Raw genomic sequence first — 25,108 nt, forward strand, 5'->3', positions numbered from 1 at the left:
GCAGGTTTCCGAACGAAGCTCAGATGGTGAATTCACACCGTGATTCCGTGTTTGCACCGCAAGAAAATCACTGCCCAACTTCTCAACACACGAGAAAATCCGGATCTCGAATTCGTTGCACATGTACCAGAACTGCAACACTTCAGACCAAGTATACAATGCGAAAGTCGAATAAACGTCATTCAATCAATGAAAAGACCGAGCCTCACGCGACTGCGTCGACAGGAATCGCCCAAGAAAGCGATCCAGTCCAAAAATAAGGCAGACGCTGGCGCTTATTCGAGATTTACGCTGCATTCCAATCCGGCACACACTTGCCGCAAACCTCCTTTTCACGCGTGAGTAGCGAATGCTGGATTCGGGATCGGGACACGCGCGTTCGGGGACGGTGCTTCTGCAGACCATTGGTCTGACCAAGCGCTATGGCAGTTTCCTCGCCAATGACGCCATCGACATCGCGATCCGTCCGCAGGAAATCCACGCGCTGCTCGGCGAGAACGGCGCCGGCAAATCCACGCTCGTCAAAACCATCTACGGCCTGATCCAGCCGAGCGAAGGCGAGATGCTCTGGCAGGGCGAAAAGATGGTGCTTGCCGGCCCGCATGATGCGCGCGCGCGCGGCATCGGCATGGTGTTCCAACACTTCTCGCTGTTCGACAATCTGACCGTCGCCGAGAACGTTGCCCTTGGCCTCGACGGCAAGGAATCCTTCAAGGCGATGTCGGCGCGGCTCGAACAGGTGTCACAGCAATATGGCTTGCCGCTCGATCCAAAGCGCGAGGTCTGGCAACTCTCCGTCGGCGAACGTCAGCGCATCGAGATCGTGCGTGTGCTGATGCAGAATCCGAAATTCCTGATCCTCGACGAGCCCACCGCCGTGCTGACGCCGCAGGAAGCCGATCAGCTCTTCGTCGTGCTGGAACGCCTGAAGTCGGAAGGACGCGCGATCCTTTACATCAGCCACAAGCTCGACGAGGTGAAGCGGCTCTGCGACACCGCCACCATCCTGCGCGGCGGCAAGAAGATCTCGACCTGCCTGCCGCGCGAAGAAACTGCGGCATCACTGGCGCGCATGATGGTCGGCACCGAGATCAAGCAGGTGAAAGCCGCCACCAATCGGCAAACCACTGTGCCGCGGCTCGTGGTCAACGATCTCAGCCTCGCGCCCGACGAACCACATGGCGTGCATCTGAAGAACATCTCGCTGGAACTGAAGGGCGGCGAGATTCTGGGGATCGCCGGCGTCGCGGGCAACGGCCAGGACGAGTTCTTCGCGGCGCTCTCCGGCGAGCGTCTCGCCAAAGATCCCGGCACCATTGTCATCGACGGCCACGCCGCCGGACATCTGTCGATCACCGCGCGCCGCAAGCTTGGCGCGGCCTTCGTGCCCGAAGAACGGCTCGGCCACGGCACCGCGCCGCGCATGAGATTGTCGGAGAACGCGCTGCTCACCGGCCACGCCGCATCCGGCATGGTGCACAACGGTTTCATCAATACGGCGGCGACGCTCGCGACCGTCGACCGCGCCACCGCGAGTTTCGACGTGCGCAAGGCCAAGCGCGATCCGGAAGCTGCCAGCCTTTCCGGCGGCAACCTGCAGAAATTCATCGTCGGCCGCGAGATTCTGCGTAATCCCATCGTGCTCGTGGTCAGCCAGCCGACATGGGGCGTCGATGCGGGTGCAGCCGCCGTCATCCGTCAGGCGCTGCTCGATCTTGCCGCTGCGGGCGCTGCCATCCTCGTCACCAGCCAGGACCTTGACGAACTCGCTGATATCGCCGACCGCATCGCTGTGATGTTCCACGGTCGTCTGTCCGAGCCGTTAATGACGGCGGATGCCGACAGGGAAACGCTGGGCCTGCTGATGGGCGGCAGCGCACTCACGCCAAAGGACGTGCCCGATGCAGTTGGTGCTTGAGAAGCGCGCGGAGCGATCGACCATCATCGCGCTGGTATCGCCTGTTATCGCCATCGGGCTGACCATCGTGACCATGAGCATCCTGTTCGTGATCATCGGCAAGAATCCGATCGCGGCGCTCAACGTCTATTTCATCACGCCGCTGACCGACGCCTATTCGCTGCAGGAGCTCGCGGTGAAAGCAGCGCCTTTGGTGATGATCGCCATCGGTCTGTCGCTTTGCTATCTCGCTAATGTCTGGAATATCGGCGCGGAGGGACAGTTCCTCGTCGGTGCCGTGGCGGGCAGTTGGCTTGCGGTGAAGACCCATGGCACCGATGCGGGCGTCTGGGTCTTGCCGGCAATGATGCTGCTCGGCGCCATCGCGGGCGCGCTCTATGCGTTGATCCCGGCCTTCTGCAAGGTGCGCTTCGGCGCCAGCGAAATTCTAGTCAGCCTGATGCTGGTCTATGTGGCCGACCTGCTGCTCGACTATCTCGTCCGCGGCCCATGGCGCGATCCCGCCGGCTTCAACTTCCCGACGACAGCCGAATTCGATCCGGTCGCCACCGTGCCCCTGCTGTTCGAGGGTGGACGGCTGCATCTCGGTGCGGTCATCGCACTGGTGATCGTTATTGCCGCTGCCGTCCTGCTCGGCCGCACTATCAAGGGTTTTGAAATTCGTGTGGTTGGCGCAGCGCCGCGCGCGGCGCGCTTCGGCGGCTTCTCCTCCAACCAGCTCGTGCTGCTGACTTTCGCGATATCCGGCGCGCTGGCCGGCCTCGCGGGGATCATCGAAGTCGCCGGCCCCGTCGGTCATCTGCAGCCCGGCATCTCGCCCGGCTATGGCTTCACGGCGATCATCGTTGCATTTCTCGGACGGCTCAACCCGGTTGGAATATTAATTGCAGGGCTTTTCCTGGCGCTGACATTTATCGGCGGGGAGCAAGCGCAGATCGCCATGAAGATCCCACTCGATATCACCAAGGTGTTTCAGGGCATCCTGCTGTTCTATGTGCTCGCCTGCGACAGCCTGATCCTGTACCGGATCAAGCTCATCATGCCGCAGCGAAAGGTCGCCGATGGAGCTGCTTGAAGCCATCATCCTTGCCGTACTCGCGGCGTCGACACCGCTGCTGCTCGCCGCCTCCGGCGAGCTACTGGTGGAGCGCGCCGGCGTGCTCAATCTCGGCGTCGAAGGCATGATGATCGTCGGTGCCGCCTGCGGCTTTGCCGGCGCCTGGGCCACCGGCTCGACATTCATCGGAGCGCTGTGCGGCATTCTCGCCGGCGTCGCGCTATCGCTGGTGTTTGCACTGATGACGCTCGGCCTCGCCGTCAATCAGGTCGCCACAGGTCTCGCGCTCACAATCCTGGGCATCGGCGTCTCCGGCCTGATCGGCGCCGGCTTCGTCGGTGAGCGTATCGCCACCGCGCCGCGGCTGTACATTCCCGGCCTGACCACGCTCCCCTTCGTCGGCAAGATCCTGTTCGGCGAAGACGCCTTCGTCTATGTCTCGATCGCGCTGGTCGTCGCGATTTGGTACTTCCTCTATCGCACCCGGGCGGGGCTGGTCCTCCGCGCCATCGGCGACAATCACGTCTCCGCCCATGCGCTCGGTTATCCCGTGCTCAAGATCCGCATGTTCGCCGTGATGTTTGGCGGCGGCTGCGCGGGTCTGGCCGGCGCCTATCTGCCGCTGGCCTACACGCCCTTCTTCGTCCCCGGCATGACCGCCGGCCGCGGCTGGATCGCGCTGGCGCTGGTGGTATTCGCCTCATGGCTGCCGGGGCGACTCGTGATCGGCGCCTATCTATTCGGCGCGGTCTCGATCTTGCAACTGCACGCACAAGGCTGGGGCGTCGGCGTGCCCTCACAACTGATGTCCGCACTGCCCTATCTCGCAACGGTCGTCGTGCTGGTGCTGATCTCGCGCACCCGCAGCGGCGGCTCCACGGCGCCGGCCGCATTGGGCACGGTATTCGTGCCCGACCGCTAAAGACATTCTCGCAAGACTATCTCGCAAACAGGAGACGCGTATGAACAGGAAAGCACTTGCAGCCGCCGCCCTACTGCTGGCCACCGGCCTCGGATTGGGTGCAGCCGTCGCCGCCGACAAGCTGAAAGTCGGCTTCGTCTATATCGGCCCGGTCGGCGACTTCGGCTGGACCTATCAGCACGAAGTCGGCCGCCAGATGATCGTCAAGGAATTTGGCGACAAGATCGAGACCACCTATCTCGAAAACGTCAGCGAAGGCCCGGACTCCGAGCGCTCCATCGAACAGCTCGCGCGTGCCGGCAATCAGCTCATCTTCACCACGTCGTTCGGCTATATGGATCCGACGCTGAAAGTCGCTAAGCGCAATCCCAAGGTGATGTTCGAACACGCCACCGGCTTCAAGCGCGACAAGAACATGTCGAGCTATTCCGGCCGCTTCTTCGAAGGCCGCTACATCCAGGGCCTGATCGCCGCCAAGATGTCGAAGAAGGGCGTGCTCGGCTATATCGGCTCGTTCCCGATTCCGGAAGTGATCTCCGGCATCAATGCGACCATGCTCGCCGCGCAGAAGATCAATCCGGACATCAAGATCAAGATCATCTGGGTCAACACCTGGTTCGATCCCGGCAAGGAAGCCGATGCCGCCAAGGCGCTGCTCGATCAGGGCGCCGACGTGATCATGCAGCATACCGACAGCCCGGCTGCGATGCAGGTCGCTTCTGAGCGCGGCGCCCTCGCCTTCGGCCAGGACTCCGACATGATCAAGTTCGGCCCGAAGACGCAGCTTACGGCCGTCACCAACAACTGGGGTCCGTATTACGTCGAACGTGTCAAGGCGGCCCTCGATGGCACCTGGAAGTCGGAAGACACCTGGGCCGGCCTGAAAGAGAAGATGGTCGTGATGGCGCCCTATACCAACATGCCGGATGACGTGAAGAAGATGGCGATGGACACCGAGGCCGCCATCATCGCCGGCACGCTGAAGCCGTTCAAATGCCCGATCATGGGACAGGACGGCAAGGAAGTGGAATGCAAGGGCGGCGACGCGCTGGACCCCGGCCAAGTGCTCGGCATGAACTTCTATGTGAAGGGTATCGACGACAAGATCCCGGGGAAGTGAGGCACGCGCTATAGTCCCCTCTCCCCCGGCGAAGCGAAGCTTCGCTAGGTGGGAGAGGGTGCCTGAGCGAAGCGAAGGCGGGAGAGGGGGAGCCGCAAGGTGCGGCGCTTGTGGCGCCCCCTCTCCCGTCTCGAACATGCTTTGCATGTTCGATCCACCCTCTCCCGCCTCGCGAAGCTTCGCTTCGCGCGTGGGAGAGGGGAAGTAAGCAAGCCCCTACCCCGCCTGCATCTTCTTCGCCGCCGCGCTATGCCGGCGGATCAGATCGCCGACGTCCAGCCCCGGAATCGCACCGTCGATCACGCGCCACGCACCGCCCACCATCACGCGGTCCGCACGATGCGCGCCGCACAGCACCAGCGCCGCCAGGGGATCGCCATGGCCGGAGAAGCGCAGCTCGTCGAGCTTGAACAGCGCGAGATCAGCCATCTTGCCGACCGCGATCTCACCGAGCTCCGGCCGCCCCACGCACGCCGCCGAGCCCTCCGTCGCCCAGCGCAGCGCATCCTTGTGGCTGACACGCCCGACGCCGTAACGCGCCCGCTGCAGCAGAAACGCCGCGCGTACTTCCTGCATCAAATTCGATCCGTCATTCGACGCCGAACCATCGACGCCGAGGCCGATACCGACGCCCGCGTCTTCCATCTCGCAGACCGGGCAGCAGCCAGAGGCCAATAGCTGATTGCTGCAAGAGCAATGACTGATGGTGGTCCCGGCCTTGCCGAGCCGCAGCATTTCCGCCCCGTTGAAGTGGATGCCATGCGCCAGCCATGTGCGTTTGTTCAGCCAGCCGGTCTGCGCCAGATAATCCAGCGGACGGCAGCCATAGATCTCCTCGCAATAGCGGTTTTCGTCCTCGGTCTCGCCGAGATGCGTATGCAGCCGCACATCGAGCTTGTCCGCAAGCGCCGCAGTCGAGGCCATCAGGGAGGTCGTCACCGAGAATGGCGAACACGGCGCCAATGCGATCTGCACCATCGCGTCCTCGCCGCGCTGATGGAATGTCGCCACCACGCGCTCGCTATCAGCCAGGATCGTGTCCTCGTCCTGCACCACGCTGTCCGGCGGCAGACCGCCGTCGCGCTGCGAGCGGTTCATCGATCCCCGCGTCAGCAGCACGCGCATGCCGAGCCGCTGCGCCACCGCCACTTCGATATCGACCGACTGTTCGAGGCCGGCCGGAAACACATAGTGGTGATCGGTGGTCGTCGTGCAGCCCGACAGCAGCAATTCCGCCATCGCCACGCTGACGCCGAGATGGAGATTCTCGGGCGTCAGCCGCGCCCAGACCGGATAGAGCGCCTGCAGCCAGGGAAACAGCTCGCGATCCAGCGCTGCCGGCAAGGCGCGCGTGAGCGTCTGATAGAAATGATGGTGCGTATTGATCAGCCCCGGCAGCACCACATGGGCGCTGGCATCATAGGTCGCGATATCCGCTGTTGCCGGCTGGCCGCCGGCCGGCACCAGTTCGACAATCCGGCCATTCCTGACGACAATGCCGCGCTCGGCCCCCTCGGCGAAAATGCCGAGCGGATCCTTGATCCATGTGGCCTGCGTTTCTGTCATGGCTCATCTCCTTCGGTCATGGACCCGACCTTGCAATTCGGGGACCAGCCACGAATACTTCAATTTGTTTTGCAATTGTCGGCGACTTGGCGTCGGTCTTGCAAGGTTCACAATGATACTTCAAGGGGTCATTGCCGAGTGAAAGCATAACCGCCCTATGGATTTGAATACGGTCACGTCCGTTGCCCGCCCCACGACGCGGGAACAGCTACCGACATGGAGTGCCGGGGATGCATGGCTCGCCGGGGGCACCTGGCTTTTCTCCGAACCACAGACCCACCTGACGCGGCTGATCGACCTCACCGATCTCAAATGGCCAGCCCTCACCGTCACCGACAACGAATTACAGATCGCTGCGACCTGCACAGTCGCACAGCTCGACGCGCTGCCCTGCCCTCCTGACTGGATCGCGTCGCCGCTTATCAATCAATGTTGCCGCGCCTTTCTCGCTTCCTTCAAGATATGGAAGACCGCAACGGTTGGCGGTAATCTCTGCATGTCGCTGCCGGCGGGCCCGATGATCGCGCTCACCGCCGCGCTCGATGGGGTCTGCACGATCTGGAAGGCGGATGGCAGCGTAGACACGATCGACGTCGTGGACTTCGTCACCGGCGATCAAAGTAATGTGCTGCACTCAGGCGATCTCCTGCGCAGCATTGCCATTCCGCTTGCAGCCTTCAAACGACGCTCTGCATTCAGGCAGATCTCGCTGACGCCGGTCGGGCGATCTGCTGCGCTGTTGATAGGAAGTCTTGATGAGGATGGCTGGCGGCTGACGATTACGGCATCGACGAAGCGTCCTGTTCGTATCGCGCTCCCAACACTTCCCGATGCCGATACGCTCAAAGAAGCAATCCTCGACCGGATTCCGGACAACCTCTATCACGACGACGTTCACGGCAAACCGGCCTGGCGCAAGCAGATGACGCTGCGGCTCGCAGAAGAGATCCGCGCCGAGCTGCGGGGCTTCGGACCATGAGTTTCGAGATCAACGGCCACAGCTTTTCGAAGCAGCCGCAAGCCGGCCAGTGCCTACGCACCTTCCTGCGCGAGCTCGGCCATTTCGGCGTCAAGAAAGGCTGCGATGCCGGCGACTGCGGCGCCTGCACGGTGCTGCTCGATGGCGAGCCGGTGCATAGCTGCATCATTCCGGCCTTTCGTGCCGAAAGCCATGCCGTCACAACGATCGAAGGTCTCGCGTCCGACGGCGGCATCCATCCGATGCAGCAGGCGTTCCTGGACGCACAGGGATTCCAGTGCGGCTTCTGTACCTCCGGCATGATCGTGACCTGCGCCTCGCTCAATCAGGCACAGCGCGCCGATCTCGGAGCGTCGCTGAAGGGAAATCTGTGTCGCTGCACAGGCTATCGCACAATCGAGGACGCACTCGACGGCAAGTCCAATGTGGAAGACGCCGAGCCCGGCACCGCCTTCGGCCGCAGCCTGCCCGCGCCCGCTGGTCCCCAGGTGGTGACGGGCAAGGCGCGCTACACATTTGACGTCGCCATGGACGGCTTGCTGCATATCAAGATGCTGCGCTCGCCGCATCCGCATGCCCGCATCATATCGATTGATTCATCAGCAGCACGGGCGATGCCAGGCGTGTATGCGGTCCTGACGCATGCGGATGCGCCGGCCACGCTGTTCTCGACCGCGCGCCACGAGATCGATGCAATGGATCCCGAGGATACACGGATCCTTGACGACACCGTGCGCTTCATCGGCCAGAAAGTCGCCGCCGTGGTCGCGGACAGCGAAGCGATCGCGGAGGAAGCTTGCCGCCGCATCGACGTCGTCTATGACATCCTGCCCGCGGTGTTCGATCCCGCAGCCGCCATCGCGCCGGGCGCACCGGTCATTCACCCCGACAAGACGCCGATCCATCGCGTCAGCAATGCTATCAGAAACATCGTCGCCGAAACGCACGGCGAATTCGGCGATGTCGCGACGGCGCTGGCCTCATCGGCCGTTACCTATGAGGGCACCTTCACGACGCAACGCGTGCAGCACGGCCATCTCGAGACCCATGGCGGCATGGCTTGGCTGGATGCAGACGGCACCCTCAATATTCGCTCCAGCACGCAGACGCCATTCCTGACGCGCCGCGCGCTGGCTCAACTCTATGACCTTCCCTCCGACAAGGTCCGCGTGTTCTGCGAACGCGTCGGCGGCGGGTTCGGCGGCAAGCAGGAAATGTTCGTCGAGGATATTCTGGCGCTGGCCGCACTCAAGACCGGCCGCCCGGTGAAATGGGAACTGACCCGCGAGGAACAATTCATCGCCACATCGACGCGGCATCCGATGCGCGTCACGGTCAAGGCCGGCGCCGACAAGCACGGCAAGCTCACCGCGCTGCAGCTCGACGTGCTCTCCAACACCGGCGCCTATGGCAATCACGCAGGCCCGGTGTTGTTTCACGCCTGCGGTGAATCGCTCGGCGTCTATAACTGCGCCAACAAGAAGGTTGATGCCGTCGTTGCCTATACCAACACGGTGCCGGCCGGTGCGTTTCGCGGCTACGGCCTGCCGCAAACGCTGTTCGCGGTGGAGGCCGCCATCGACGACCTTGCGAAACAGCTCGGCATCAGCCCGTATGATTTCCGCCGGCACAACGTCATCAAGCCTGGCGACCCCATGCTGTCACCCGCCGGCACGCATTATGACGACGTGACCATCGGCAGCTACGGCCTTGACCAGTGCCTCGACCTCGTCGAGCGCGCGATGGAGATAGAGACCAAACACGATCTCGATGACGACTGGCTGATCGGCGACGGCATCGCGCTCACCATGATCGACACAGTGCCGCCGCAGGGCCACATCGCCGAAGTCGTCATCGCCAAACGCGATGACGGCGGTTACGATCTCACGGTCGGCACCGCCGAATTCGGCAATGGCACCGCGACGGTGCATCGGCAGATCGCGGCCACGATACTTGGTTGCACTGTCGAGCAGATTCATCTGCGCCAGTCCGATACGAGGAACGGCGGCCACGACACCGGCGCCTATGGCAGCGCCGGCACATTCGTCGCTGGCAAAGCCACCCATGACGCCGCGCAGAAGCTGGTGGCGGCGATGCAGGCGGACAGCAGCGTACGCAGCGCCACCGGCACTTCGGGCGGCACCCCGCGTTCGGTCGCCTTCAACGTCCAGGGATTTCGCGTCGCGGTGAACAAGGGGACCGGCGCGATCAAGGTTCTCAAGAGCGTGCAGGCTGCGGACGCTGGCGCCGTCGCCAATCCGATGCAGCTCCGCGGCCAGATCGAAGGCGGCGTCGCGCAATCGCTGGGGGCGACGCTCTATGAGGAGATGGTGATCGACGACCGCGGCCGCGTCGTCAATCCGAAATTCCGCGACTATCATCTGCCGTCATTCGCGGATGTGCCGCGCACCGACGTGTATTTCGCCGACACCTATGATGCGATCGGGCCATTGGGCGCGAAGTCGATGAGCGAAAGCCCCTACAATCCCGTTGCGGCCGCCATGGGCAACGCGCTATTCGACGCCACCGGCATCCGGTTCACGCAGGTGCCGTTCAAACCGGATCGGATTTTTCCGGAGTTGCAGAAGAAGTTTGGGAAGTAGCCGACGTCAGTAGAGGTGTCGTCCCCGCGAAGGCGGGGACCCATAGCCACGATCATCAAGGTAAGAGCGGCAGAGCCACGACCACATCGCTTTAAACAGATCCCTGGTGTTTATGGATCCCCGCCTTCGCGGGGATGACACCTGAGACGGCAGTGCCCCGCCCCTCACCCGGTCAGCTTCGCCGCCCGACCTCTCCCCGCGAGCGGGGAGAGCGACTGTCTTTTTGGTCAAGCGTTTTGATGCTGCCATGGGGTCTTGTCTCGCAGGATGGCGTTGAGGATGGTGAGCAGCTTGCGGGCGACGGCGATGATAGCGACGAGCTTGGGCTTGCCGGCGGCGACGAGCTTGTCGCGGAACAGTTTGAGCTGCGGATTGAAGCGGGCGGCCACCATCGCTCCCATGAACAACACGCGGCGTACATTGGCCCGGCCGCCGCCGATGAAGCTCTTGCCGCGCCACTGGCCGGATTGCCGGGTCCATGGCGCCAAACCGGCGAGAGCCGCAATCTGACGACGATCGAGTGTGCCGAGCTCCGGCAGTTCGGCAATCAGGCTGCGCGCGATGGTCGGACCGATGCCGGGCACCGACGCCAGCAAGTCTTCTTTCTCGGCCCAGGCCGGCGATCCCCGCACGTGATCGCCGATGTCGTCGTCCAGTTCGGACAACTCCTTCTCCAGTGCCTTGTGGAGCCGGGCGATGCTCTTCTTCAGGCGCGGATTGCTGACGCGCCGCGCACGCTGGCCTTCCGCGGCCATCATCTCAACGATCTGGCGCCGACGCGCCACCAGATCGGCTAGCAGCCGCGTCGTGGCATCGGGAAGCGGCCGCAGTTGCGGTTTGGTCGCCTCGGTAAAATGCGCGATCACCATGGCATCGATCGGATCGGTCTTGGCGCGCTTGCCGAGGGCGTTGGCAAAGGCGCGCACCTGTGCCGGATTGACCACCACCACAGGCAGATCGGCGCCGGCCAATCCTGCGGCGACCACCGTCTCGAAGCCGCCGGTCGCCTCGATCGCCACCACCAGTGGCGGTCGCGCTTTCAGCCGCGCGATCAGATCATCGATCCCCGCACCATTGCGGGCAACCGCAAAACTCTCACCGCCCGGACGCATCGCCACGTCCAACCGATCTTTCGACACATCGATGCCAACATAAATCGCGTCCATCTGATCCCATCCTTGCGCAACCGGGCTTGCTGAGCGGCCCAAGCGACTGTTCGGGTTCGATGGAACGGCAAGCAAGGACCCGCGCTCTCCCACGGGCTTGGTGTCCCTCAGGTTACTCGGTCTCCCGCCTGCCACCGCTCCGCATAGCTTAGCAGAAACGGCGGGAGGCAAGTTACAAGGTGAAGAACGCTCGGCGCTCTTGTCTTCGCCGCGAACTACCCCCGCCCCACCGTGCATTCGATCTGCCCATGCGGCTCGTCCGTCGGCAGGAACACATCGTTGTTGTTATCGAGACCAAAGGCCGCGAGATTCATCAGGATGTAGTGGATGTTGGGACAGGCCATGCTGATCTCGGAAATTTCCGGGACGGCGGCCAGCACCTTCTCACCCATGCGATACAGGCTGTTCTGCACGCTCGGACTATAGGTCGTCGCGAATTCCTTCAACAGCGTGTCGAGAATTTTCTTGTTGGTCGCCGGATAGCTCGCCGGCTTGCCGGACCATGTCCACGACGCCACCATCGACGTCGCACAGATGCGGTCATTGGTCGGCTGGATCGTGGAATATTTATCCGTGTAGTAGTTCTCCCAGCCCGACTGGGTCGACTTCATGAAGGTGAAACCGTCAAGGCCCGAGCTCATGGTCATGCCATCGCGCGTCGCGACAATCTCGACAGTGGGCTTGCCGTTGCTGTCGAGCAGGAACGCATGCGGATGCAACTCACCATCGACGGCGAGGCGCGCCCATTTGGTTTCATGCGCAGTGATGCTGACGGAACTGGCCTGCGGATACAGGTCGAGATAGCGTTTCGCCAATACCCGGCAGAACTCCTCGGTCGACAGCGCGGTATTCTCGCGCGCCACCACATTGACGATGTTCTTGATGGTGTCCGTGGAGGTCGAGGTGGAGTTGTCGGCGTCGGTATAGGCCCGGCCGAAATCGCCTTCCAGCATCGCCTTGATGCTGAGCTGGCTGACGTCCTGCTTGTCGCCGTCGCGATGGATCCGCATGATGCGGACACGGCCTTTTCCATATCTGTTCTTGATGAGCGGCACGCGCGATCTCCAGTCCGTGTTGGCGACCAGGGAACCCGGTCGCCGGGCAATATATTGAGCAATGCTCGCCTCGAGCAACCTTCGTGCCACCGGTCGCCACACCACCGAGGCGAAACGGCTTTCAGCGGCGTCTGGCACGAGGTTTGTATCTGACGATCATAATGCCACGATATTTCATCACCTAAGCAAGGGGCTAGATCAATGACAGTGAGCGTCCATCCCGTCGACGAGATGCTACCGACGCCGCGCCTGCTCGCGCTAGGCCTGCAGCACGTTCTGGTCATGTATGCCGGCGCCGTGGCGGTGCCGCTCATTATCGGCCGCGCCCTGAAGCTGCCGCCGCAGGACGTCGCCTTCCTGATCTCCGCCGACCTGTTCGCCTGCGGCCTCGCCACGCTGGTCCAGTGTATCGGCTTTCCCGGCGTCGGCATCCGCCTGCCTGTCATGATGGGCGTCACTTTCGCCTCGGTCGGCCCGATGCTGTCGATGGCCACCGCCCCGGAGATCGGCCTGCTCGGCATCTATGGCTCGGTCATCGCTGCCGGAATCTTCGGCATCATTGTCGCGCCTTTCATCAGCCGGCTGCTGCCGCTGTTTCCACCGGTGGTCACCGGCACCATCATCATGGTGATCGGCATCTCCCTGATGCGCGTTGGTATCAACTGGGCTGGTGGCGGACTACCCATGTTCACAAAGATGATCGATGGCGTTCCGCACACGTTCCCCAATCCGGCTTACGGCCAGTTGCAGGGGCTCGGCATCGCGCTGTTCGTGCTGGTCGTGATCCTTGCTTTGATCAAATGGGGCACCGGCTTTCTGTCCAACGTCTCAGTGCTGCTCGGCATCATCGCGGGCGCGATCCTTGCCAGCGTGCTCGGCGTAATGCATTTCGACAAGGTCGGCACTGCCGGCTGGGTCGACATCGTGCTGCCATTCCGTTTCGGCATGCCGCAATTCCATCTCGTGCCCATCGTCACCATGTGCATCGTGATGATCGTGGTGATGATCGAGTCGCTCGGCATGTTCCTGGCTCTCGGCGAGATGACCGACAAGAAGGTCGACAGGGACGCGCTGACCAAGGGCCTGCGCGCCGATGGCGTCGGCACCTTCCTCGGCGGCATCTTCAACACCTTCCCCTATACCTCGTTCTCGCAGAATGTCGGCCTTGTCGGCGTCACCGGCGTGCGCTCGCGCTGGGTCACCATTGCCGGCGGCGGCATCATGCTGGTGCTCGGCCTGCTGCCGAAGATGGCCGCGCTAGTGGAATCCGTGCCGCAGGTGGTGCTCGGCGGCGCCGGCCTCGTGATGTTCGGCATGGTCGCCGCGACCGGCGCGCGCATCCTCACCGCAGTCGATTTCAAGACCAACCAGCGCAACCTGTTCGTGGTCGCCATCTCCGTCGGCTTCGGCATGATCCCGCTGGTGTCACCGAACTTCTTCAAGGCACTGCCGCACGACCTGCACCCGCTGCTGGAGTCGGGCATCCTGCTTTGCGCGCTGGTGGCGGTGATCCTGAACGCGTTCTTCAATGGGGTCAGCAGCGCGGAGACCGCAAAGGCGGAAGCGGCGGGCGTGGCTGCGGCTGCGACGCATTGAAAAGATCAGCGCCAAACACTCCGCCCTCATCCTGAGGAGCCGCGCATCTTGCACGGCGTCTCGAAGGATGGCCACCAACTCATGGTTCGAGACGCGCGCCAAGAGGCACGCTCCTCACCATGAGGGACGGAGTGAGAGCGTCTACTTCACCTTGGGCTCGAGTCCGCTGGCCACGATCACCGGCGCGGCCTGTTTCGAGGACAGAAACGCGATCAGCGCCTTGCCCGCATCAGGCTGCGGCGCATTGCTCGCGAGCCCCGCCGAGAACACCGTGATCTTCTGCAGCTCCGCCGGCAGCGGGCCGACGATCTCGATGCCCTTGACCGGCTTCAATTCGCTGATCTGCTGAAAACCGATCTCCGCCTCGCTCCGGGCGACGATCTCGCCCACCGGCGTCGCCGGGATCTTGCGCGCCTTGTCCTTCATGGCGTCGGCAATGCCGAGCTTCTCGAACATCTCCTTGCTGACATACACACCGCTGGCGCTATCCGAATAGGCCACAGTCCTGGTCTTGAGCAGCGCAACCTTCAGCGTATCCGCCGAGGACAGGTCCGGCTTCGGCGCGCCCTCCTTCACGGCAACGCCAATGGGCGAATCCGCGAGATCGACGCGGCTGTCGGCGACCACCTTGCCCTTGCTGACGAGATCGCCCAGCGCATAGCCCACCATGATCAGCACATCGGCCGGCTCGCCGCGCGCCAGCCGCATCGGGATCGCCTGCGGCGTCTCGCCCATCGACGGCCCATAGGCCGTGACGACCGTATTGCCCGTTGCCTTCTCGAATTGCGGCACCAATTCCTTGTAGGCTGCCGTGAAGCCGCCGGAGATCATCACATGGACTTCGGAGGCGAAAGCGCTGGGCGTCGAGGCGACGGCGCAGCCGAGCACGAGCAGCGAACGAATGATGTGGCGCATGGTGTCTCTCCCGCTTGACGTCTTTTTCTTATTCTCTCCCCGCTTGCGGGGAGAGGTCGACTGGACCGCGCGAAGCGCGTGGAAGTCGGGTGAGGGGGAGCCAGTGTTTTACTCGCTGGCTCCCCCTCATCCGTCGTCGCTTCGCGACGCTACCTTCTCCCCGCAAGCGGGGGAAGGAATCTCAGCTCCCGCGATACGTCCCATAACTCCACGGCGTCACCAGCAGCGGCACGTGGAGATGGCCTTCGGGTTCATAGACCGAAAAGCGCAGCGGGATCTCGTCGAGGAACGGCGGATCGGACATCGGCACATTCCGTTCGGCAAAGTAGCTGCCGACCTTGAAAGTCAGTTCATAGCGCCCGATCGGCACCGGCCGGCCGCCGATCAGCGGCACATCGGTGCGGCCGTCGTGATTGGTCAGCGTGCGCGCAATCACGCGGCTGACGCCAAGCTTCGACAATTCGACAAGCTCGACCGAAATCGCGGCCGCAGGTCTGCCGCTATGGGTATCGAGCACATGGGTCGAGAGCCGGCCATGCACCTGCAGGCGATCCGGCCCGTCGACCAGCAGATCGGTGCGCAATGCCGCGATCTTGCAGATTTCGGCGACCGATGCGGTGACCTCGGCGGCCGGGTCGTTGGGCAACCGCTTCTCGAAATCCGCCAGGATGGAATCCTTGGTGTGGCGGCGAACGCAGACGATATAGGGGAAGCCGAACTTGGCACGATAGGCATTGTTGACGCGATCGAAGGCGGCATATTCGGCTTCAGAGAGCCGGTCGAGCCCGGCGCTGTTCTGCTCGGCATTGGATTCCGCCGTCAGGAGATCGCCGCGCTGCGTTTTATCGGCAAGGTCCGGATGCGCTTTGATCAGCGCCAGCCGCTGGCCTGCAGCCGCCTCCTCCACCACCTTGCGCATCGCGGCGAACAACTGCTTCACGCCCGCGAAGGGCCGGCTGTCCGCGGCCTTCTCCGCGATCCACGGCGAATATTCGAAGATATTCGCCAGCGCTGCGACGAAATCCGCTTTGCTGCAGGTGTTGAGTTCGTCGAGCGTCTTCTCTGTCATGACAGGGCTTATCCCAATCCTGGTCTATCCGATGGCACGGGCGTCGGCGGCGAGATGTTTCAGATTGGCGTGCCAGTGCTCGGCGATATCAAGACGCGTCGGCACCCAGACGCGCTCGTGGCTCGCGATGTAATCGAGGAACCGCATCAGCGACGCCGCACGTCCGGGCCGCCCGACGACGCGGCAATGCAGGCCCACGGTCATCATCTTCGGCGACGTCGCGCCTTCCGCATACAGCACATCGAACGAATCCTTCAGGTAGGTGAAGAACTCGTCGCCGCCACCAAAACCCTGCGGATTGACGAAACGCATGTCATTGGCATCGAGCGTATAGGGAATGATGAGCTGCGGTTCGCTAGGTCCCTTGATCCAGTATGGCAGATCGTCGGCATAACTATCGCACAGATACTTGAAACCACCGGCTTCCATCAGCAGGCGAATGGTGTTGATCGAACTGCGGCCGGTGTACCAGCCGGTCGGGCGCGCGCCGGTCGCCTCGGTATGCACGCGGATCGCCTCGGCAATCTCGAAGCGCTCCTCGGGCTCCGACATATCCTTGTGCTCGATCCACTTCAGACTGTGGCTGGCGATGTCCCACTTCGCCTCCTGCATAGCGGCGACGATTTCGGGATTGCGCTGCAGCGCCGTGGCCACGCCGAACACCGTGCTCGGCATGTTGCGCTCGGTGAACATCCGCCACAGCCGCCAGAAGCCGGCGCGCGAGCCATATTCGAACATGGATTCGATATTGGCATGGCGCTGGCCCGGCCAGGGCTGCGCACCCAGCACGTCCGAGAGAAACGCTTCCGATGCACGATCGCCATGCAGGATGTTGTTCTCGCCGCCCTCTTCGAAATTGACGACGAACTGCACCGCCACGCGCGCGCCGTCCGGCCATTTCGGATCGGGCGGATTGCGGCCATAGCCGCGGAGGTCGCGGGGATAGTCGCTCCCGGCCATCAGACCATCTCGAAACGAACGGGTTGGGCACCCTTCCAGAGCACGGTCTTGCCCATCTCTTTCAGATTTTCGAGGTTCGAGGTCAGCGTAATGAAATGATTGCCGGCGAGCTGACCCATCTTGCTGGCGAAATGCACGCCGCTATAGGCCAGCAGGATCTCGGTCTCGCTGATGCCGCCCGGATACAGGATGATGTGGCCCGGCGCCGGAAAGCTGGTGTGGTTCTCATAGGGCACGCCGAAATCGAGATCGCCAAGCGGCATCCAGACGCCCTCGCCGCTCCAGCGCACATGGATCGCCTGACTGACAAACGGCATCGCCTTCTTGAAGGCGGCGACGGTCTTGGGGGCGTCCTTCTCCTCGAATTTCGCATCGAAGGTGAAGTCGCCGACATGGACTTTGAGCTGGCTCATCCGTGGAATCTCGTAATTGGAGTGACTGACAGTGATCCATCCAGATTGCAGCAGAGGGCGAAAGAAGCAAGCCGCAGTTTTCGGCGGCGTTGCCTGTAGACTGCGTTCCCTCTCCAACACTGTCATTCCGGGGCCTCCTTGCTCGTCATTCCGGGGCGCACGAAGCGGCGCAGCCGCGTAGTGCGAACCCGGAATCTTGAGGTGTTTTGCTGAACATGCTGGGATTCCGGGGGTCGCGCCCCGGAATGACGAGTGTGTGTGGGGGCAGGACGTCAAACATTTTTTCCTGTCTCCAGTTGACAAAATACCTATAAGGATTATTATCTCTTCCGTCCGGCCCCGATGAGAGGGGCGAGCGCGATCGTCACGTTCGCGGGGCTGGATGCGGTGAACGCCGGAGATGCGGCGTTACGCGGTTTATGGATGACGTCTGTCTTCGGGCAGGACGGATCTGCGCCAGCACTGCCACTGGCAAGGAGACGGCCGACCTTGGGATGGACAGACCCCTGGACAGTGTGACGGACGACCAAATCGAAACGCGTTCGGCCCAGTCGCTTGAGGCTCCCTTCCCATCGCCTTGGGACTTTAATTCGGTGATCGGATCGTTCGCTGAGGCAAAGTGCAAGCAACCGAAAAAACACCGCATGCGGAACGCTGGGCAATCGCTCGTGCTTCCGAAAGTCCTGATGCATTACCCCATGCGGAAGACCGCATTCGCATCAGGCCCAAGGGTGCATCGGGCACCCGGCGTTCCGCACGCCCTCTTTTCGAAGAGGGTCGAAGGAATGCTCATAGCTCGGACGCGCAAGCGCCGCGAGAATGCGAACGCATGTTTTCAGGACAGTGGCTGTTTGAAATTTGAATCCTGCAATGATGCGCTGCCGCTACCGCTCATCACTCAGCGGTGGCTTGAACGTCAGCGGTGATTCCATCGCACGCTGCCTCGCGCGATCGACGGCCTGTGCAAAATCCTGCGCATCGAACCACGGCTCATCGCGCATCAACGCATCCAGATCCTCGTTCCAGATCTGCGACACTTCGATATCGAACTTCATGTTGTGTTTCTGGCTGACAGCCTGAATTCCATAACCGGTAACGGCCCATTGTTTGCCGAGCCAAAACACATCCCGATGCAGCACCACGTCTACGCCCAATCTCGTCCGGTATCGTACAGAGACGAAAAGAACCCCAACCTGACGAGGGTGAGGTTCTACTGAACCGGTCTAGTCCATCAAATTTTAGCAACATCGTCCAGCGTTGAGAACAACGCCGATCTAGATGCGACCATTCTCGTTCGGCGGCTGTGGATGCTGCGCCCGTTCCGCATCGGCCTTGTTGGCCTCGTGGCGTCCGATCACGCACCCCGCAACGACGCCGACCTTGCCATGTCCTGCATAGTGGCCGGCGATTCCGCCAATGATCGCGCCTTTGATACAGCCTTTCGCCTCGGCCGCAACCGATGAAAACGCGAGACCCGCAATCGCAGTGCAAAGCAGCAATTTCTTCACGACGAATTCCCCGCATGATTGACGTCATACAAGTCGCCACTCCGCATTTCGTTCCATGCGTGGAAATATCGCCGACTCACACTCGCATCCGATTCGTGCCATAGATGTCGAAAATCGTGCCCAGGGACAAAACGACCATGCCAGCACCCAAACCGCCTGCTTTCGAAACGCTGAGTCTGCATGCCGGCCAGCATCCGGACGCGATCACCGGCGCGCGGGCCGTGCCGATCTACCAGACCACATCCTATGTGTTCCAGGACTCGGATCACGCCGCTGCATTGTTCAACCTTGAACGCGCCGGCCACATCTATACGCGCATTTCAAATCCGACGACGGCGGTGCTGGAAGAGCGCCTCGCCGCTCTCGAAAACGGTGTCGGTGCGGTGTGCACCGCATCCGGCATGGCCGCACTGCATCTCGCAATTGCCACGCTGCTCAATGCCGGCCATCATATTGTGGCGTCGTCCTCGCTCTATGGCGGCACCATCAACCTGCTGGCGCACACGCTGCCGCGCTTCGGCATCACCACGACATTCGTCAAGCCGCGCGATCTCGACGCCTTCAGGGCGGCGATCAAGCCGAACACGAAACTGGTGATCGGCGAGACCATCGGCAATCCCGGCCTCGAAGTGCTCGACATTCCCGCCGTTGCCGACATCGCCCATGCCGCGAAGATTCCGCTGCTGATCGACAATACTTTCGCGACGCCGTTCCTGTCGCGGCCGATCGAGCTCGGCGCGGACATCGTGATGAACTCCGCCACCAAATGGATCGGCGGCCACGGCATCGCTATCGGCGGCGTCATCGTCGATGGCGGCCGCTTCGACTGGCACGCCTCCGGCAAATTTCCGCAGCTGACCGAACCCTATGCCGGCTATCACGGCATCGTCTTCGACGAACAGTTCGGCACTGCCGCCTTCATCATGCGCGCCCGCACCGAAGGCCTGCGCGATTTCGGCGCCTGCCTCTCGCCGACCAATGCGTTCCAGCTGCTGCAAGGCGTCGAGACGCTGGGCATTCGCATGGAGCGCCATATGGCCAATACGCATGCGGTGCTGGCGGCGCTCACGGCCAACAAGGCGGTCGACTGGGTGCTGCATCCGTCGCTGGAGAACCATCCGGATTACGAACTCGCGAAACGCCTGCTGCCGCGCGGCGCCGGCTCCATCGTCTCCTTTGGTATCAAGGGTGGCCGCACTGCCGGTCGCAAATTCATCGAGGCGCTGAAGCTGACCAGCCATCTCGCCAATGTGGGCGACGCCAAGACGCTGGTCATTCATCCCGGAAGCACCACGCATCAGCAGATGGACGCCGAGCAACTCAAGGCCGCCGGCATCGGCGAGGAGCTGATCCGCCTCTCCGTCGGCATCGAAGCCGCCGATGACATCATCGATGACCTCGCGCAGGCGCTGCGCATCTCGCAGAAGGGCTGAGCGATGCAACTCACCGTCAACGGTCACGAGACCTATATCGCCAATGGCGGCCGCACGTTCGATCCCTCCCTGCCCGTAGTCGTAATGATCCACGGCGCTGGCTTCGATCATTCGACCTGGGCGCTGCATACGCGCTGGTTCGCACATCACGGCTTCGCCGTGCTGGCGCCGGATCTGCCCGGCCATGGTCGCTCGCAAGGCGACGCGCTCGCGACCATCGCCGATCTCGTCGACTGGACCGCCGCCCTGATCGACGCATCGGGCGCAAGGACGGCGCGGCTGATCGGTCATTCCATGGGCTCGCTGATCGCACTGGAAACCGCAGCGCGGCATCCCGGAAAAATCACGCGCCTCGATCTGATGGGCACGGCAGGAACGATGACTGTCGGCCCGGATCTGTTGAAGGATGCCGAAGCCAATCAGCATTCCGCCATCGACATGGTGTCGATCTGGGGGCTCGGCTTTCGCGCCGAACTCGGCGGCAGTCTCGCACCGGGGTTGTGGATGCATAGCGGCGCGCAGCGCGTGCTCGAAGCCACAAAGCCGGGCGTGCTGTTCGCCGATCTCAACGCCTGCAATACATACCAGAATGCGCTGACTGCTGCGGCCCAGCTCGACATCCCGGTCACGCTCATCCTCGGCGAGCGGGACATGATGACTCCCGCCAAGGCCGGCAAGACCCTGGCCGCCGCATTGAAAAACGCCCGCACGGTGATTCTGCCGGGTACGGGCCACATGATGATGATCGAACGTCCCGACGACGTGCTCGCCGCGCTACAGCACGAGCAATAGAGTCTAGAAGTCTTCGATGACTGTTGCACCGCGCGGCGCGCTGTGCTTCCTGTCCGGTGTTATCGGTGCCTCCGCAAGGAGGTGAAACGGGAATGCGGTGCGGGGAAATATCCCCTATGCCGCGGCTGCCCCCGCAACTGTAAGCGGCCATTCCGGGTCCACAAAGCCACTGAATTTGCATCGCAGATTCGGGAAGGCGGACCGGGAGACCACCGCGAGCCAGGAGACCGGCCGGTAACGAGTTTCACACTCGTTCGACGGTGGGTCGACGGAAGGGGTTAAATGTCTATCCGGAATTTGGCCGCAGGCACTGCGGCCGTTGTTGTTCTGTCTTGCTCTCACAGTGCTGCGCATGCGCAGTCCAGTGCCGAGCAACTCTCCGAAATCGTGGTGACGGCGGACAGAGCGCCCGAACAACTCAATCGCACGGGCAGTTCGATCAGCGTCGTCTCAGGCGAGACCATTGCGACCAGCAATCCCGGCTCGCTGGTCGATGCGCTGCGCACCGTGCCTGGTCTCGACATCAGTGAAAACGGTGGCCCCGGCGGCACCGCGAATGTGCGCCTGCGCGGCGGCAATACCGGCCAGACGCTGGTGATGATCGACGGCATCCGCGTCAACGATCCCACGGCTGCATCGGGCGACTTCGAATTCGCCATGTTCACGCCCTCGGCCATCGAGCGCATCGAAGTCCTGAAGGGGCCGCAGAGCGCGCTCTATGGCTCAGACGCCATGAGTGGCGTGGTCAACATCATCACCAAGAAGGGTTCCGGTCCTGCGCAGGTCAATGTACGCACGGAAGCCGGCAGCTATGGCACTGTCGTCACGCAGGGATCGCTGACCGGCTCCAACGGCCCGTGGTCCTATGCCTTCACCGGCGGCGGTCAGCACAGCAACGGCTTCTCGCGTTACGGCTATCGCATCCCTGCCCTCGAAGCACGTTTTCCGAATCTCGAAAACGACAGCTTCGATCGCGTCGGCGGCTCTGCGCGCATCGGCTACGATGCAGGCGAAGGCATCCGGCTTGAGTCAGGCATCGTCCATTCGTTCACGCGCTCGGCCTATGACGCGGCAACCGGAACGCTCCCGGATACGCCATCGGCGGCGACGCGCCTGCTACAGACCGTCTATGGCCGCGTCGGCATCGATTCCTTCGGCGGCATTCTGACTCACAATGTCACCGTGTCGAATACGCACACCGAGCGGATGTTTGACGACGTCAGCTATCGCACCAACAGGTTGCCAGCAAACACCACCGAGAAAATCTCCGATTATGTCGGCAACAGTCTCGGCGCCGAATATCAGGCAACCCTGAAGCTCGGCGCATTCGGTTCCCTCGTATATGGTGCCAAGACACAGACCGAGACCGCGCAGACCTACAGCACGAATATCTCGCCTGTTGCCGGCCCATTGACGCCGCTGCTAGCCAAACAGCAGGACACCAACTCGATCTTCGCTTTGTGGTCTGTGCCGATCGGCGAACGGCTCAACGTCACGCTCGGCGGCCGGGTGGATGACGTCGTCGACGTTGCCCGTTTCGAGACATGGCGCGCTACGGCTGCCTACAACATTACAGAAACCGGCACCAAGTTCCGTGCCAGCGCCGGCACCGGCGCAAAAGCGCCGACGCTGTTTCAGCTTTACGACACGACCTATGGCAGCAGAAACCTCACGCCGGAAACCAACTTCGGCTATGACGCCGGTATCGACCAGAGCCTATTCAACGGCCGCGTCGTACTGTCGGTCACAGGCTTTTCCACCGATTACAGCAATCTGATCAACTTTGTCTCCGATGCGTCCCGTCCGCTCGGCTATTACGTCAACGTCGCGCGCGCCGAAACCAGTGGTCTCGAAGTCGGCGGCAATGTCGATGTCATTCCGGGCTGGGTGAAATTCAACGTAGCCTACACCTATCTGCACGCCCAAGATCTCGGCACCGACACCGTGCTGGCACGGCGGCCGAAGAACTTCGCCCGCTTTGCACTCACGATCACGCCGACTGACAAGTGGATGATCGAGCCGCGCGTTACCACGGTGTCGAAGCGCTTCAGCAGTGCCAATCAAGTCGGTCAGGTGGATGCCTATACCCGCGTCGATCTCTATACCGAGTACAAGATCGATGCGAACTGGAAGGTTTTCGCCCGCGGTGAGAACATCCTGAATGAGCATTACCAGGAAGTGCTGAACTTCGGCACCACGGGACCTGCGGTTTACGCAGGCTTCAACGCCACATGGTGAGCATAGCGCCAGCAGCACGACGCCGGACGATTGCGACCATAGCGCTCGTCGGTCTTGTCACGCTGCTGGCCCTCGGCTCGCTCGGCACCGGACCTGTCAAACTCTCGCCGCTGACGGTGCTCGATGCATTGTTCGGCGGCGGCAGCGACGTGCAGCAGATCATCGTGCGCGAAATCCGCCTGCCGCGCGCGATCCTCGCACTGGCCATCGGCGCGATTCTCGGCCTGTCCGGTGCGGCGTTGCAGGGATTGCTACGCAATCCCCTCGCCTCGCCGTCGCTGTTCGGCGCACCGCAATCGGCAGCCTTCGGCGCGGTGCTGATGATCTCGCTCGGTTTGGCCGATGTCCGCTCATGGGCGCTACCTGTTGCCGGCATCACGATGGCGTTCCTGTCGGTCTTCGTGCTGCTCGGCATCGCCGGCCGCAATGCCGGTCTGTTGTTGCTGATCCTTGCCGGTCTCGCGATCTCCAGTCTCGCGGGTGCCGCAACGGCTCTGGTGATGAACCTGTCGCCCAATCCTTTCGCCGCACTCGAAATAGCTTTTTGGCTGCTCGGCTCGCTGGAAGATCGCAGCTTCCGCCACGTCACGCTGGCGCTTCCGTTCATTGTCGCCGGCGCGATCATTTTGACGAGCCAGCGCTCGGCCTTCCGTGCATTGAGCCTCGGCGAAGAAACCGCACAGAGCCTCGGCGTCAATGTGAGCCGCCTTCGCCTGCTGGTGATCCTCGGTGTCGCGCTCGGTGTTGGCGGCGCTGTTGCTGTCACCGGCACGATCGGCTTCATCGGCCTCATCGCACCGCATCTGATGCGCCCGATCATCGGCCATGATCCCGCGCGCCTGCTGATCCCGAGCGCACTGACCGGCTCGGCGCTGTTGCTGGCCGCGGATATCGCCGTGCGCCTTATTCCGTCGACCACCGACATCAAGGTCGGCGTGTTGACCTCGATCATCGGCGTGCCATTCTTCCTCTATCTCATCATGCGCGAGCGGCGCGCTCTGGGCGGAGGCGTCGCATGAACGATCAGGCGCTGCTGACCGCGAGCAATCTGAGCGTCACGCTCTCCGGGCGCGAGGTGCTGCACGACGTCTCGCTCTCGCTACACCGACGGCATCTCGTCGCTCTGGTCGGTCCGAACGGCGCCGGCAAGACGACGCTGCTGCGCGCACTGGCAGGATTGCAGTCGTCCACCGGCGCGATCCATGTCGCCGGCGATACACTGGCGTCCTTGTCGCTGCGCGAGCGCGCAAAGCGCTTCGGCTATCTGCCGCAAGGCCATGTCGTACACTGGCCCCTCGACGTGAAGGACGTCGTCGCCCTTGGCCGCTATCCGCATGGCGCAACCGATCCGGCGCGGCTGACATCATCGGACAAGGTTGCGGTCGAACGCGCGATGCGGGCCACCGACATCGTCGCCTTTGCCGATCGGCGTGTGACCGAACTCTCCGGCGGCGAGCGTAGCCGCGTCGCGCTCGCCCGCGTCCTCGCTGTCGAGGCGCCGATCGTGCTGGCGGATGAGCCGACCGCATCGCTTGATCCCCGCTACCAGATCGATGTCATGAAAAACCTCCGCGATGTCGCCGACAGCGGCGTGTTGGTGATCGTGGTAACGCACGATCTCGGCCTCGCGGCGCGCTTTGCCGATACAGTGCTGGTGATGTCCGACGGACGTCTCGCAGCACAGGGCGCGCCCCAACAGGCGCTGTCCGATGACATCGTGGCCAATGTCTTTCGCATCAGCGCCTATCGCGCCGAACACCGGAACGAAACGATTATCCTGCCTTGGGCGGGAGTCTGA

At 62.5% G+C, this 25,108-nt stretch carries 21 protein-coding genes and 1 riboswitch; of the genes, 12 read left to right on the forward strand and 9 right to left on the reverse strand.

Features of this window, described 5'->3' with window-relative positions; all coding sequences use genetic code 11:
* Positions 1–349: 349 nt before the first annotated feature.
* From SFY93_RS25580 to SFY93_RS25595, 4 genes are read left to right on the forward strand one after another with little or no spacing between them, the layout of a single operon-like run.
* Positions 350–1,918, forward strand: coding sequence for an ABC transporter ATP-binding protein (locus SFY93_RS25580; protein WP_320445066.1), 1,569 nt, complete (start codon positions 350–352; stop codon positions 1,916–1,918).
* Positions 1,902–2,993 carry an ABC transporter permease gene (locus tag SFY93_RS25585; protein WP_320445067.1) on the forward strand — a complete coding sequence of 364 codons (1,092 nt, stop codon included), beginning with the start codon at positions 1,902–1,904 and terminating at the stop codon, positions 2,991–2,993. Before SFY93_RS25580 ends, SFY93_RS25585 begins: the two co-directional genes overlap by 17 nt.
* Positions 2,980–3,897, forward strand: a complete 918-nt coding sequence (locus SFY93_RS25590; protein WP_093756680.1) for an ABC transporter permease — start codon at positions 2,980–2,982, stop codon at positions 3,895–3,897. The genes SFY93_RS25585 and SFY93_RS25590 overlap by 14 nt, the downstream gene beginning before the upstream one ends.
* A 40-nt stretch (positions 3,898–3,937) precedes the next feature.
* Entirely contained in the window at positions 3,938–5,017 is a 1,080-nt protein-coding gene (locus SFY93_RS25595) for a BMP family ABC transporter substrate-binding protein (RefSeq protein WP_120291483.1), read from the forward strand.
* Positions 5,018–5,233: 216 nt separating this feature from the next.
* Here SFY93_RS25595 and SFY93_RS25600 read toward each other — a convergent pair whose 3' ends face one another.
* The gene (locus tag SFY93_RS25600) at positions 5,234–6,583 is read right to left on the reverse strand and encodes an 8-oxoguanine deaminase (RefSeq protein WP_320445068.1); all 1,350 of its coding nucleotides are present in this window, start codon (positions 6,581–6,583) and stop codon (positions 5,234–5,236) included.
* A gap of 157 nt (positions 6,584–6,740) precedes the next feature.
* Between SFY93_RS25600 and SFY93_RS25605 the strand changes: the two genes are divergently transcribed.
* Together SFY93_RS25605 and SFY93_RS25610 are read left to right on the forward strand one after the other, a co-directional pair.
* On the forward strand, positions 6,741–7,562 hold the full coding sequence (locus tag SFY93_RS25605; RefSeq protein WP_320445069.1) for an FAD binding domain-containing protein: 822 nt from the start codon (positions 6,741–6,743) through the stop codon (positions 7,560–7,562).
* Complete coding sequence (locus SFY93_RS25610) at positions 7,559–10,165, forward strand: molybdopterin-dependent oxidoreductase (protein WP_320445070.1); 2,607 nt, start codon at positions 7,559–7,561, stop codon at positions 10,163–10,165. The genes SFY93_RS25605 and SFY93_RS25610 overlap by 4 nt, the downstream gene beginning before the upstream one ends.
* A gap of 227 nt (positions 10,166–10,392) precedes the next feature.
* On the opposite strand, the gene SFY93_RS25615 is transcribed toward SFY93_RS25610, so the two are convergent.
* Positions 10,393–11,331, reverse strand: a complete 939-nt coding sequence (locus SFY93_RS25615) for an IS110 family RNA-guided transposase (protein ID WP_320444434.1) — start codon at positions 11,329–11,331, stop codon at positions 10,393–10,395.
* A gap of 215 nt (positions 11,332–11,546) precedes the next feature.
* Positions 11,547–12,386 (reverse strand): factor-independent urate hydroxylase, encoded by an 840-nt coding sequence (pucL, locus tag SFY93_RS25620; RefSeq protein ID WP_320445071.1) that lies wholly within the window; start codon positions 12,384–12,386, stop codon positions 11,547–11,549.
* A gap of 201 nt (positions 12,387–12,587) precedes the next feature.
* Here pucL and SFY93_RS25625 point away from each other — a divergent pair, with 201 nt between their 5' ends.
* A complete protein-coding gene (locus SFY93_RS25625) occupies positions 12,588–13,982 on the forward strand; it encodes a nucleobase:cation symporter-2 family protein (RefSeq protein WP_320445072.1) in 1,395 nt (464 codons plus the stop codon).
* A gap of 141 nt (positions 13,983–14,123) precedes the next feature.
* Here SFY93_RS25625 and SFY93_RS25630 read toward each other — a convergent pair whose 3' ends face one another.
* From SFY93_RS25630 to SFY93_RS25655, 6 genes are all read right to left on the reverse strand, one after another.
* On the reverse strand, positions 14,124–14,897 hold the full coding sequence (locus tag SFY93_RS25630) for a substrate-binding domain-containing protein (protein ID WP_320445073.1): 774 nt from the start codon (positions 14,895–14,897) through the stop codon (positions 14,124–14,126).
* 181 nt (positions 14,898–15,078) lie between these two features.
* Positions 15,079–15,966, reverse strand: coding sequence for a 2-oxo-4-hydroxy-4-carboxy-5-ureidoimidazoline decarboxylase (uraD, locus tag SFY93_RS25635; protein WP_320445074.1), 888 nt, complete (start codon positions 15,964–15,966; stop codon positions 15,079–15,081).
* Between the two features lie 24 nt (positions 15,967–15,990).
* Positions 15,991–16,926, reverse strand: coding sequence for an allantoinase PuuE (puuE, locus tag SFY93_RS25640; protein WP_320445075.1), 936 nt, complete (start codon positions 16,924–16,926; stop codon positions 15,991–15,993).
* Positions 16,926–17,339 carry a DUF3830 family protein gene (locus SFY93_RS25645; protein WP_068735441.1) on the reverse strand — a complete coding sequence of 138 codons (414 nt, stop codon included), beginning with the start codon at positions 17,337–17,339 and terminating at the stop codon, positions 16,926–16,928. The genes puuE and SFY93_RS25645 overlap by 1 nt, the downstream gene beginning before the upstream one ends.
* Before the next feature lie 884 nt (positions 17,340–18,223).
* Positions 18,224–18,394, reverse strand: a complete 171-nt coding sequence (locus SFY93_RS25650) for a hypothetical protein (protein WP_170849552.1) — start codon at positions 18,392–18,394, stop codon at positions 18,224–18,226.
* 219 nt (positions 18,395–18,613) lie between these two features.
* The gene (locus SFY93_RS25655) at positions 18,614–18,847 is read right to left on the reverse strand and encodes a hypothetical protein (RefSeq protein WP_320445076.1); all 234 of its coding nucleotides are present in this window, start codon (positions 18,845–18,847) and stop codon (positions 18,614–18,616) included.
* Positions 18,848–18,984: 137 nt separating this feature from the next.
* Between SFY93_RS25655 and SFY93_RS25660 the strand changes: the two genes are divergently transcribed.
* From SFY93_RS25660 to SFY93_RS25680, 5 genes are all read left to right on the forward strand, one after another.
* Positions 18,985–20,280 (forward strand): O-acetylhomoserine aminocarboxypropyltransferase, encoded by a 1,296-nt coding sequence (locus SFY93_RS25660; RefSeq protein WP_320445077.1) that lies wholly within the window; start codon positions 18,985–18,987, stop codon positions 20,278–20,280.
* A 3-nt stretch (positions 20,281–20,283) separates the two neighbouring features.
* The gene (locus tag SFY93_RS25665; RefSeq protein ID WP_320445078.1) at positions 20,284–21,072 is read left to right on the forward strand and encodes an alpha/beta fold hydrolase; all 789 of its coding nucleotides are present in this window, start codon (positions 20,284–20,286) and stop codon (positions 21,070–21,072) included.
* 46 nt (positions 21,073–21,118) lie between these two features.
* Positions 21,119–21,322: riboswitch (cobalamin riboswitch) on the forward strand.
* A gap of 32 nt (positions 21,323–21,354) precedes the next feature.
* Positions 21,355–23,310 (forward strand): TonB-dependent receptor plug domain-containing protein, encoded by a 1,956-nt coding sequence (locus tag SFY93_RS25670; RefSeq protein WP_320445079.1) that lies wholly within the window; start codon positions 21,355–21,357, stop codon positions 23,308–23,310.
* Positions 23,304–24,329 carry a FecCD family ABC transporter permease gene (locus tag SFY93_RS25675; protein ID WP_320445080.1) on the forward strand — a complete coding sequence of 342 codons (1,026 nt, stop codon included), beginning with the start codon at positions 23,304–23,306 and terminating at the stop codon, positions 24,327–24,329. The genes SFY93_RS25670 and SFY93_RS25675 overlap by 7 nt, the downstream gene beginning before the upstream one ends.
* Positions 24,326–25,108 carry an ABC transporter ATP-binding protein gene (locus SFY93_RS25680; RefSeq protein ID WP_320445081.1) on the forward strand — a complete coding sequence of 261 codons (783 nt, stop codon included), beginning with the start codon at positions 24,326–24,328 and terminating at the stop codon, positions 25,106–25,108. Before SFY93_RS25675 ends, SFY93_RS25680 begins: the two co-directional genes overlap by 4 nt.

The organism is Tardiphaga sp. 42S5, assembly GCF_034044155.1.
In the GTDB taxonomy this organism is placed as follows: Bacteria; Pseudomonadota; Alphaproteobacteria; order Rhizobiales; family Xanthobacteraceae; genus Tardiphaga; species Tardiphaga robiniae.